The sequence below is a fragment of the Streptomyces sp. NPDC057486 genome, from assembly GCF_042802415.1.
GTDB lineage: Bacteria > Actinomycetota > Actinomycetes > Streptomycetales > Streptomycetaceae > Streptomyces > Streptomyces yanii.
Genome location: NZ_JBHVEE010000212.1, coordinates 1 through 11092 on the forward strand (window position 1 = coordinate 1; position 11092 = coordinate 11092).

Genomic DNA, 11092 nt, shown 5'->3' on the forward strand with positions numbered 1-11092 from the left:
CCCAAAGCAGCACGACACCCCCTCACCCTCGCCGCCGACACCTTCCAACGACTCGGCGCACCCACCTGGACCGAACGCGCCCGAGCCGAACTCAGGACGTCCGGACTGGCCACGCGTACCGCGTCGGCGCAGCCGAGCGAACTGTCCTGGCAGGAGAGCCAGATCGCCGGTCTCGCAGCCATCGGCCTGACCAACAAGGAGATCGGCGAACGAATGCACCTGTCACCGCGCACCGTCAGCTCCCACCTCTACCGCGTCTTCCCCAAACTCGGTATCACCTCCCGCGCCGCACTGCGCGACGCACTGGCCAGGCTGGAGGAGGGACAGGGCAGCTGACGCGAGCCGACGGGAAGGCTGTCTCGGCCGTATGCCGGGCGGTTGCCATCGCCACGCGGGGGAGGAACGCCGGCCCCGCGGCAATGGGAACCGCCCGGCATACCCATGTACGGACGAGGGGAATCGCCCGGCATACCCATGTACGGCGCCGGGCGGCGGACAGAAACCTCACACACGTGGGGCGTACTGCCCGCGTTGCACCGTCAGATGACTGATGTGTCTGCTTTCGCCTGGACGAGAGTATGTGGCATCGGGTCGATGCGACTGAGAAATGCAGTCACGAACCTGCCCCTCGGCTCACCGGAACATGCCTACGTCACCTGTTTGACAGGTGACGGGTCGTGTGCGAAAGTCATCGCGCCGAGGCGCCACGGTGATCTCGTACCGCCGGTGTGAGCGGGAGGTTCCCTGGGCGCGAACCGGTCACCGGAAACGCACGACGGAGGGATTCCCATGATCAACAGGCGTACATTCAGCAAGGCCGTGGGCCTGGGCACGGGCGCAGCCGCGGTCACGCTGTCCGGCCTGCAGAACAACGCGTTCGCCGCGACCGCCGCGCACAAGGCGGGGGGCGCACCCGTCCCCACCGTGCCGGCCGTCACCCCCGGCACCCACACCGGTTTCAGCACGCTCAAGCAGGTCAAGGCAGGTGTCCTCGACGTCGGTTACGCCGAGGCCGGTCCCGCGCACGGCCCGGTCGTCATCTGCCTGCACGGCTGGCCCTACGACATCCACAGCTTCGTCGACGTCGTCCCGCTCCTCGCCGACCAGGGCTACCGCGTCATCGTTCCCTACCTGCGCGGCCACGGCAGCACCAGCTTCCTGTCCCACCGCACCCCCCGTACCGCCGAGCAGTCCGCCATCGCCCTGGACATCATCGCCCTGATGGACGCGCTCAAGATCGAGAAGGCTGTTCTCGCCGGCTTCGACTGGGGCTCGCGGACCGCCGACATCATCGCCGCGCTGTGGCCCGAACGCGTCAAGGCCCTCGTCTCCACCAGCGGCTACCTCATCACCGACCGCAAGGCGCAGCTGGAGCCCGCCGCACCGGCAGTCGAGCACAACTGGTGGTACCAGTGGTACTTCGCCAGCGAACGCGGCAAGAAGGCCATGGAGGACGTCGACAAGCGCATCGCGCTGTGCCGTTACACGTGGACCCTCGTCTCCCCCAACTGGAACTTCGACGACGCCACGTTCCTGCGCACCGCCGAGGCGTTCAAGAACCCCGACTACGCCGCCATCGTGCTGTACAACTACCGCTGGCGCATCGGTCTCATCGAGGGTGAACGCCGCTACGACCGCTACGAGAAGCAGCTCGCGGCCCAGCCCAACATCAACGTCCCCACCATCACCCTCGACGCCGCGCTCGACCCCTTCACCCCGCCCGGCGACGGCTCCGCCTACCGCGGTCACTTCACCGGTGCCTACGACCACCGCACGATCACGAACATCGGCCACAACCTGCCGCAGGAGGCTCCGACCGCCTTCGCGCAGGCAGTGGTCGACGTCGATCACTTCTGAGCCCCCCCCCACCCGACACCGACGTGGTGACCCGCACCCCGCGTCGGCCACTTCGAGGAGGAGTCCCCCGATGAGCGAAGTCCAGTGGAACCGTCTGACCGCCGCCGAACTGCGTGCTCTGGCGGTGCAGGACGCGGTGGTGCTGCTGCCTGTGGGGGCCACCGAGCAGCACGGCCCTCATCTGCCCACCGGCGTGGACGACTTCCTGGCCTCGGAGGTGTGCAGACGGGCGGCGGTGCTGGCCTCGGAGCACACCGGCGTGGTGGTGACGCCTTCGGTCCCGACCGGACTGTCGGAGCACCACATGCCCTTCGGTGGCACGCTCACGCTCAGCCTGCCCACACTGCACGCACTACTGCGGGACATCTGCCGCTCCGTGATCCGGGCGGGTTTCTCCCGCATCCTGATCGTCAACGGGCACGGCGGGAACATGACCGCCCTCAACGCCCTCACGACCGAGCTGACCGCGGAGCTGGCGACGCCGATCGCCTTCGCCAGCTACTTCGGTGCCGGACGTGAGGCCGTGCGCGACGCCCTGGAGATCCAGGACGGCCTCATGCACGCCTGCGAGGGCGAGACGTCCATGATGATGGCCGTCCTCCCCGAGCTGATCCGGGCCGAGCACCTGCCCGAGGCGCACGGCCCGCGGATCACGCTGCCCGCTGAGTCCACCGACCCGGTGTACATGGCCGTGTCCTTCGACCGGATCACCGCGTCCGGCGTGGCGGGCGACGCCCGGGCGGCGAGCCCCGAAAAGGGGGAGCGGCTACTCACGGGCTGCGCGGCGGCACTGGCCGACATCATCGTGCGGGACCCGTGGACGAAGGAGGATGTCGAGGCGCAGTCGGCACGCTGAGGGCGGCACGGCCCGCCGGGGCGCGCAGCCCGCTGGAGGTGGTGTCCCGCGACGTCACTTCGTCCGCCCGGAGGGCGCGCCGGGGCGTCGCATGGCGGACCGGACTCTGCGCACAGTACGCCCCATCACCTGCGCCGTGACACGTGCGCGCAGGACTCATACACACGGCCGGGAAGAGCGATGCTCTTCCCGGCCGAGCCGGTGTTCAGGACCCACCGTCGCGCCTGAGCAGGTGCGCTGCCGGTTCGCGCGTGGGGCGTGGCAGGTGCTGCCGTCCGGGCAGCGCTCGAGGTAGCCCTGACGCTCCGGCTCCGGCCCGGGCTCCGCGTCCCCGAACGCCCCCGCGCGCCCCGGTCGGCGAGCGCCGCCTCGGCCACCACCGTCCCCGACCGCAGTCCGGACGCCCCGGGGTCGAAAGGGGCCTGCCGTCTTCGCCGGTACGGCCCGCACGGGTGCACCTCACCCCCGGGAAGCGACCGGTTCACCTCCTGCATGCCCCGGAAGCAGCCGCCGCGTCGCCGGCGGCGCCCTTCTCCTCGACGTCGCCCACGGCCTCTCACCTGCCCGTCCGTGGCCGTCCGCGCGATACCCAGCCCCGTGCACCGGCCGGCAATCCAGCCAAGCTCAGTCACCGCCTTGACAGGTGACGACTCCACATGACAAATTCGTCACCAGTCAGGGGGGTGACTTTGACCGGTGAGACCGGTCCGCCCCTTGCCGAAGTACCTGAAGGGGATATGTCGTGGTGAGTAACAAGGGTGGACGCAAGCGACTGGTGACGGGTGCGGTCTCGGCACTCACAGCGGGGCTCGCGCTCGGCGCGTTCGCCCTCAGCGGGAGCGCCAGCGGCGCGACCGGAACCGTCGAGACCCACAAGAGCGCCAAGCCGACGATCGTCCTGGAACACGGAGCCTTCGCCGACGGCTCCAGCTGGAACGGCGTCATCGCCGACCTGCGCGCCGACGGCTACCCCGTCGTCGCCGCCGCCAACCCCCTGCGCGGCCCCTCCTCCGACGCCGCCGCCCTGCGGACGGTCCTCGACCATGTGAAGGGCCCCAAGATCCTGGTCGGCCACTCCTACGGCGGCAACGTCATCAGCCAGGCCGCCACCGACGACCCGCAGGTCAAGGCCCTCGTCTACGTCGCCGCCTTCCTCCCGGCCACCGGCGAGAGCGCCCTGGAGCTCACGAACAAGTACCCCGGCTCCACACTTCCCGACGCTCTCGACCCCGTCACCTACCAGCAGGCCGACGGCACCACCGCCACCGACCTTTACATCCAGCAGGACAAGTTCCGTCACCAGTTCGCCGCGGACGTCCCCGCGCAGGACGCCGCCCTCATGGCCGCCGAGCAGCGCCCCATCGCCCAGTCCGCCCTGGAGGAGAAGGCCACCACGGCCGCCTGGGAGACCAAGCCCAGCTGGGACATCGTCACCACCCGCGACCTCAACATCCCCGCGGCCGTCCAGCGCTTCATGGCCAAGCGCGCCCACGCCCACACCACCGAGGTCGCCGCCTCCCACTCGGTCGCCGTCTCCCACCCCCACCTCGTCGCCGATGTCATCGAGCGGGCCGCCCGCGCCACCGTCCGCTGACACACCTCGCAGAGGCGGCGGAGCCCTTGGGTCCCGCCGCCCTCGGGCCATGTCCCGGACTTCACCGGCACCTCTCACATGTGCGGGACCCGCGCGAGAACGGACCTCATGAACTCGTCGTCCACGCGGGCGAACCGACCTTCCAGGAAACCGACTTCCGCAACCGGAGACGACGCGTTGCCTGTCCTCACCTCGCGGACCGCCGAGCGGACGGGACCGGCCCCCTGCCAGGAGCGGAACGGCGTGACCTGCCCGGTCGCACCCCGGGCAGGTGAACCCGCACGGCGTCCCGTCTCGTGCTCGTACCGGAAGTGTGAGGAGAGATGACACATGCTCGCGTACGACATCCGGGGTTGCGGGCCCGGCCTGGTGCTTCTGCACGGCATCGGGAGCACCGCGTCCGAGACGTGGGGAACCTTGGCCGACAGTCTCGCGGCCGAGAACACCGTCCTGCTTCCCGACCTTCCGGGGTCGGGGCGCACTCCCCTGCCCGGCGGCCGGCTGGAAGTGGATGCCGTGGCCGACGAGGTCGTGGCCACGGCCCGTGAGGCCGGGCTGGATGACTTCGTGGTCGCCGGCGCCTCACTCGGCGCGGCAGTCGCCGTCAAGGTCGCCGCTCGGCATCCCGACCGGGTCAACGGCCTGTTCACCCTCGCCGGCTTCGCCCGGCCCCGCACCGCGTTGTGGCTCCATCTGGAGAGGTGGGCGTCCCTGCGGGCCCGCCACGACAGTGAACTGAGCGCCTACGTGTCCACGTTGTCCTTCTCCGCGGACCATCTGGCCGCCCTCACCCCGGAAGGTGCCCAGGACGTGGCAGCCCGATCGGCGATGTCCGTTCCCGGCGCCGCCGAGCAGATCGCCCTCGCCCTGCGCATCGACGTCCGCGGCGATCTCCCAGCCATCACCGCCCCTTCCCTGGTCGTCGCGGCCATGGGAGACCGGTTCGTGAGCCCGGAACATTCGGTGGAGCTCGCCGAGGGCATACCCGGCGCACGACTGGCCGCAGTCCGGGGCGGACACACGGCGACCGTCGAGGAACCCGACCGGATCCTGGAGATACTCACCGAATTCCTCCGCGAGGTCCGCCGCTCCGACCCGCTGGGCTCCCGTGCCGCCACCTTCCCGCGCCCGGCCGCCGACGAGTCACAGCTGCTGCCGGCCGTACCGCTTCCCCGCTCTCCCGGATGACCCTGAATTCGACACGGTGACGGAGATGTCGCCGATCGCCTCCTGCGCGGCGGCGGCCAGGACAGTCGTCGGGGAGGGAGCTCGCCGCACTCGGCCGGCCACCGCTTCGTCCAGCAGCCCGAAGATCCGCGGCGCCACGACCACCGCGCGATGAACCAGCGGCTCGAACTGTTCCCGGACCGGCTGGTCGCCGATTACGTCGCGGCCTGACCGGCGGCAGGTAACCGGTCGCACATGCGCAAGACGCATCAACCACGTCCCACTGCCTGAGACGTGTGTTCAGTCGGTCAGACGGTTCAGGGCCACGGTCGCGAGGCGGAGCGCGGCATGCAGTTCCGTCACCTCGGCAATGGTGGGGCGGACGACGCCGCACCAACCGCTGCGCAGGCCCGGCCAGAACGCCAGCAGTACCTGGGTGCCCGCGAGACCCAAGTAGGCCGTGACATCCGTCCGGTCATCGGCCGTGGGCGTCCAGGAGAGCAGTACGCGGCCCTGCGGGAGGCGGGACGGGCCGCTCAACGGCATCCAGGTGGCCAGGAGCCTGCCGCCCACCGCCGTCACGATCGCGCCCCGGACGCCGGCCGGCATGGGGTCCCGCGTCAGCGTGGACAGTTCGACAGGTGTCCGACGGGCGTCTGAGCCCTCGGAAGAACCCCGAACCAGAGTGAGAACGGGCCTGTCCCCGCCGCCGGCCGACCTGCCCCCGCCGCCGACGGCCCTGGGCCGCCGCCCGGACGGAGACTGCCTGGCCCGCGAACGGTCGCAGCACGGCCGGCCACATCTGTCGTGCCTCGTCACGCTCTCCCCCTCTGTGCTCTATGTGTGTGTGAACCTCGTGCCGTCAGTCTTCCGGAGGCGGGGACCGTGCACATCGGTCATCTGACTGCCCTGGGCCTGCGGGCGTAGGCCGGGTTCGATCCGCTCGTCGTCGGCGCAACGGCCGTCCTCGCACTGACCCTGCTGGGCTTCTCACCCAGGCAGCCCGTCCTTCGCTACTACGGCATCGCGTACACCACCGGGCTCCTGGCCACAGTCCTGGTCAAGGGCGTGTGAAATGTGAGACCGGTGATCCGTGGCTGCGGGTCCCGCGGCGTTACGGCGCAGCGTCGTAGGCTCAGCAGAGGTCGTCGCCCTGGTAGAGGGTGAGCGACCGCACCGCCTCCACGTACAGCCACACCGGGGTCAGGACGAGCCCGAACGCGGCCGGCCAGGACTGATCGCGGGACGCGCCGTACGTGATGCCGTCCTCGATCTGCCGGAAGTACATGGGCAGAAAGGACACTCCGAGGACGACGCCCAGGAGTCCCATGAAGACGCCGAGGCCGAAGGGGCGCAGACCCAGTCCGTCCGCGCCCATGAGGGGGAACAGCATCCAGTCCGACAGGGCGAGGGTGCCCAGGCCGAGCAGTGCGGCGCCGACGAAGGCGTGGAACCGGCGGTTCGCCCGCATCCAGTGCAGTGCGTGGGCGAGGAGGGCTCCGGCGGAGGCCGTGATCGTCCCGAGCACGGTCTGGACGAAGACACCGGGTGACAGGTGGCTGGAGGCCGTCGCCGAGAGCACACCCAGGAACACGCCCTGGCACGCCGCGAATGCCAGGGTCAAGGAGGGGGACGGCAGGTTCTTGCGGTACTGCCTCAGCAGCAGCGCGGCGGCTAGGAGTCCGGCGGCGGTGACGATGCCGTACGACGCGGCCGTACCGAGCCGGGCGAGCGGCAGCGCCGTCCATGACAGGACCGCCGCGAGGGCCGTGACGCCGAGCGCCGCCGCCGCACGGGGCAGAACGGTGTCGATCGTCATCAGATCGCCGACGAAGAACGGCATCGCAGTGGGGCCGTCGTCGTGGACCTGCTCCAGGTCCTTGCCCGCCCTGATCCGGTCGCGCGCGACGGCGGCCCCGGCCCGCGGGTCCCGGGCCGCCGTCTTCTGCCCGCCTCGTCGCCCGAACTGCGGCCGGGAAAGTATCGGGTTGCTGCTCTTCAACGAACGCTGCTCGACCAGTGCCACGCCAAATCCTCTTCTCCGTCTCGGACGTACCGTCACCCGTGCCCCGCAGTCCGGCGCCCGTCGGCACTCCGGGGCTCACGAACGCCGACGGGCTCGCCGGACGTCTCGGCCGAGCTCAGCCTGCGCCACCGGACGAATCACTCACATCAGTCACTTGACGGTGGAAGGAGAGCCATGCCACGGGTCCGCGACGGGCAGTCACGGCGGCTCGAATCCCAGCTCCCTCGCAGCCGTCTCAGGCGTGGGCTGCGACCAGTACGTCGCCACGGCCTCGTCGGCGGACAGCGACCGCGGCTCGGCCACGTCCAGGTAGATCGTGCCGCGCAGGTGGTCGGTCTCGTACTGCACGATGCGCGCGGGCCAGCCGGTGAACACCTTGTCCGATCGTGTGGCCCCGCTCGTCCTGCCCCCGCAGCCGCACCTGGGCGTGGCGGGCGACCACTTCCTGCCGGCCGGGCACGCTCAGGCATCCCTCGAAGAACGCGGCCCCGGTGTCGCCCTCGGGCTCGTAGAAGGGATCGACCAACACCCGGAAGGGCAGCGGGGTGGACGCACGCGCCCTCAGGGCCTTCTCCGGTCCGCGCGCCCGGTCCTCCACCACCGCGATACTCAGCGGAATCCCGACCTGGGGCGCGGCCGGTGCGACGCCGGGGGCCGCCCGCAGCGCCGTTCCTGCGCGCCGGACGGCCCGCATCCGTTCCGGTTCGCGGCCTGCCGCCCCACGGCAACTTCCACGACCTCGACGGCCCGAGCTATTACGCCGTAATAGTGATGCCGTCCCGTTCTGTCCCAATCTGGGCATCACCTCGCGGGCCGCGCTCAGGGACGCGCTCTCCGGTCTCGACGCCGCGAGATGACGAACGCCGACAACTTCGCCGATCGCCCAGTCATTTGACGTATGCCGGGCGCCGCGTCGCTGCGCACAGTGGACGCGGGGTCGCCCGTGAGGGCTGTCCTCCCCCGCGGCGGCGTCCGATCCCGCCGTGCACCACGAGAGGGGATCCGGATGCCCGGCGCCTCGGACAGCCATCCGGACATCCACTGGCCGTCCGGCTTCTCACCCGAGCACGCCCACGGCTTCTGTCAGGCGCAGATCGTCGTGCACGCCACGCCCGCCACGGCCTTCGGCCTGCTCACCGATGTGACGCGGTGGCCGGACTGGCTTCAGGGTATCACCCAGGCGGATCCCGGCGCTCTCGACGAGACCTTCCAAGTGACGTTCCACGGGCACCGGTTCGACATCTTCGTGGGCGAGCCGGTGCCGCCCCATCGGCTCGGCTGGTCGGCCGTCGGCGCCGGTGTGCAGCTGTACCGGACGTGGTCGCTCACCGCGGTCGAGCGCGGCACGCATGTGGTGACCGAGAACGTCGTACGCGGTCCCGCCGCCCAGTCCCTGAACACGCTGTCCCCCCTGTGGGCGTCACGGCTGCACAGCCTGTGGCTCGCGCAGCTCAAGAGGCTTTCGGAGTAAGGGCTGTCCCGTAATCCCTGGCGGGCGCACGACGCTGGCTACGGCACCTCGCTGCGTTGTCGGAACGCCCGAATACGCCCAGTATGAGGACGCTCCTCCGCCTTGCGATGCACCGCATCCGACGCCCCGCGCTGATCCACCAGGGATTACGGGACAGCCCTTACGCGCCCGAGGAGGGCCGCGCGTAGCCGCCGCCGCTGACGTCGGACGGATGCCGACGGCCGGCGTCCGTGCGGGCGCCGGCCGGTCGAGTTGCGCTGTCCGGTGGCTCAGGCGGCCTGGACGGTGCCCTTGGCGGCGGGGGCGGTGTCCTTGGCGGCGTCGGCGGCGCCGGTGGTGTCGCCGGTCCTGCGGGACGGCTTGAGGAAGAGGGCGAGGAGGATGCCGACAGCGAGGGGCGGGGCGATCCAGAGATAGCCGGTGGCCATGGCGTGGGCGAAGGCGTCGAGCGCGGTGTCGCGCAGGGCGGCGGGCAGCCGGCCGATGGTGTCGGGGCGGGCGGCGTCGAAACCGCCGACGGTCGGCAGGACGTGGGTGCGGTCGGCGAAACCGGTGTTCAGGAGGGTGCCGAAGACGGCGACTCCGAAGGCGGCGCCGATGGAGCGGGCAAAGGTGACCACGGCGCTCGCGGCGCCGAGGTCGGTGGCGGGGACGCTGTTCTGGACGGTGGTCAGCACGACCATCGGCACCATGCCGATGCCGACACCGGTGATCAGGAAGTAGACGCTCAGCACGAGGGTGCCGGTCGCTGCCCCGATGGTGCTCAGCAGGAGCAGCCCGGCGAGGTTGGCGGCGAGACCCGCGAGCAGGATCACACGCAGCCGGTCGACGTGGGCGGCCCAGCGTCCGGCCAGGGACTGGCTGATGACCAGACCGGCGACCAGCGGCAGCATGTGGATGCCGGAGAGAGTGGCCGAGACGCCGTGGACGATCTGGAGGTATGTCGGCAGGTAGACCAGGACGGCGAACATCGCGGCGTTGGCGAAGAACCCGATCAGCGAGGAGAAGGCCACGGTCCGTGAGGCGAGCATGGCCGGCGGCAGGACCGGGGCGGCGGCGCGGCGCTCGACGGGCAGCAGAAGCACGGCCAGCGCGACGGTGGCGACGATCAGGCCGACGATGGCCGGCGATCCCCAGCCCCAGCGCTCACCGAAGGACGTGGTCAGGACCAAGCCGGTGGCGATGGCTGCCAGGATGGTGGCGCCGAGGTAGTCGATACGGACCTTGGCTCCCCGGGTGGCCGCGGGCAGCGCCCTCGCGGCGATCACCAGGGCGACGGCGCCTACGGGCAGGTTGATCAGGAAGGCCCACCGCCAGGAGAGCTGGTCGGTGAAGACACCGCCGAGCAGAGGACCGACGATGCTGGCTACGCCGTAGACCGATCCGAACATGCCCTGGTACCGGCCGCGCGCGCTCGGGGCGACGATGTCACCGACCAGGGCGAAGGTCAGCACGATCATTCCTCCGCCGCCCACGCCCTGGAGCACCCGGGCGCCGATCAACTCGGGCAGGTTCTGCGCCAGACCGCAGGCGACCGAGGCGATCAGGAAGATCGTGGTCGCGGCCAGGTAGAGCCGCTTGCGGCCGAACATGTCACCGAGCTTGCCCCACAGCGGCGTCACCGCCGTCGATGCGAGCAGGTACGCGGCGCTGACCCAGGCGATGTCGTCGAACCCGTTGAGCTCCTCCGCTATCCGGGGCAGCGCGGTCGAGACGATCGTCTGATCCAGGGCCGCGAGCAGGACCGCGAGGATCAGCGCGCTCATGGCGGCGGCGACACCACCCACCCGGGGTGATGAGGACTGTGTCGGTGATGGGGACGGTGACTTCGGCATCGGAACTCGTCTTTCTCCAAAAGGGGTGGCGGGAGCGCTGCCCCTGCCGCCCGCCAGCACGGTGGCGCCTCACTTGATTGGCACTACCCGATCTATCTGTCACTTCAATGTAGCACTTAATCTGAGGTCCTTCACACCTACGAGGTGATAGGTGTCTCAGGCTTCACAACGCGCGGTTAGACTCGCTGCTGTGAGAGCCGACGCAGCGCGCAACCTGGAAGCCGTCCTGACCACCGGGGCCCGCATGCTCGCCGCCGACCCGGGCGCGAGCATCGCGAGCATCGCC

The 11092-nt window shown here is 70.5% G+C and carries 9 protein-coding genes and 1 pseudogene; 6 read left to right on the plus strand and 4 right to left on the minus strand.

The window, feature by feature from the left end; translation table 11 throughout:
• The 5 genes from ACFU6I_RS45855 to ACFU6I_RS45875 all read left to right on the plus strand — a co-directional run.
• Positions 1–336: response regulator transcription factor (locus ACFU6I_RS45855; protein ID WP_384379738.1), on the plus strand; the 336-nt coding region annotated here is incomplete at its 5' end.
• Positions 337–789: 453 nt separating this feature from the next.
• Entirely contained in the window at positions 790–1857 is a 1068-nt protein-coding gene (locus ACFU6I_RS45860) for an alpha/beta fold hydrolase (protein ID WP_384379741.1), read from the plus strand.
• Between the two features lie 70 nt (positions 1858–1927).
• A complete protein-coding gene (locus ACFU6I_RS45865; protein WP_384379744.1) occupies positions 1928–2713 on the plus strand; it encodes a creatininase family protein in 786 nt (261 codons plus the stop codon).
• 742 nt (positions 2714–3455) lie between these two features.
• Positions 3456–4307 carry an alpha/beta fold hydrolase gene (locus ACFU6I_RS45870; protein WP_384379747.1) on the plus strand — a complete coding sequence of 284 codons (852 nt, stop codon included), beginning with the start codon at positions 3456–3458 and terminating at the stop codon, positions 4305–4307.
• A 330-nt stretch (positions 4308–4637) separates the two neighbouring features.
• Positions 4638–5495, plus strand: coding sequence for an alpha/beta fold hydrolase (locus tag ACFU6I_RS45875; protein WP_384379750.1), 858 nt, complete (start codon positions 4638–4640; stop codon positions 5493–5495).
• Positions 5496–5774: 279 nt separating this feature from the next.
• On the opposite strand, the gene ACFU6I_RS45880 is transcribed toward ACFU6I_RS45875, so the two are convergent.
• The 3 genes and pseudogenes from ACFU6I_RS45880 to ACFU6I_RS45890 all read right to left on the minus strand — a co-directional run bounded on the left by ACFU6I_RS45880 (position 5775) and on the right by ACFU6I_RS45890 (position 8302).
• A complete protein-coding gene (locus ACFU6I_RS45880; RefSeq protein WP_384379753.1) occupies positions 5775–6083 on the minus strand; it encodes a hypothetical protein in 309 nt (102 codons plus the stop codon).
• Positions 6084–6609: 526 nt separating this feature from the next.
• Complete coding sequence (locus ACFU6I_RS45885) at positions 6610–7500, minus strand: Bax inhibitor-1/YccA family protein (RefSeq protein ID WP_384379756.1); 891 nt, start codon at positions 7498–7500, stop codon at positions 6610–6612.
• A gap of 198 nt (positions 7501–7698) precedes the next feature.
• Positions 7699–8302, minus strand: a pseudogene (locus tag ACFU6I_RS45890) (peptide deformylase).
• Positions 8303–8506: 204 nt separating this feature from the next.
• Here ACFU6I_RS45890 and ACFU6I_RS45895 point away from each other — a divergent pair.
• On the plus strand, positions 8507–8971 hold the full coding sequence (locus ACFU6I_RS45895) for an SRPBCC family protein (protein ID WP_384379759.1): 465 nt from the start codon (positions 8507–8509) through the stop codon (positions 8969–8971).
• Positions 8972–9240: 269 nt separating this feature from the next.
• Here ACFU6I_RS45895 and ACFU6I_RS45900 read toward each other — a convergent pair whose 3' ends face one another.
• On the minus strand, positions 9241–10806 hold the full coding sequence (locus ACFU6I_RS45900) for an MDR family MFS transporter (protein WP_384379762.1): 1566 nt from the start codon (positions 10804–10806) through the stop codon (positions 9241–9243).
• Positions 10807–11092: the final 286 nt, after the last annotated feature.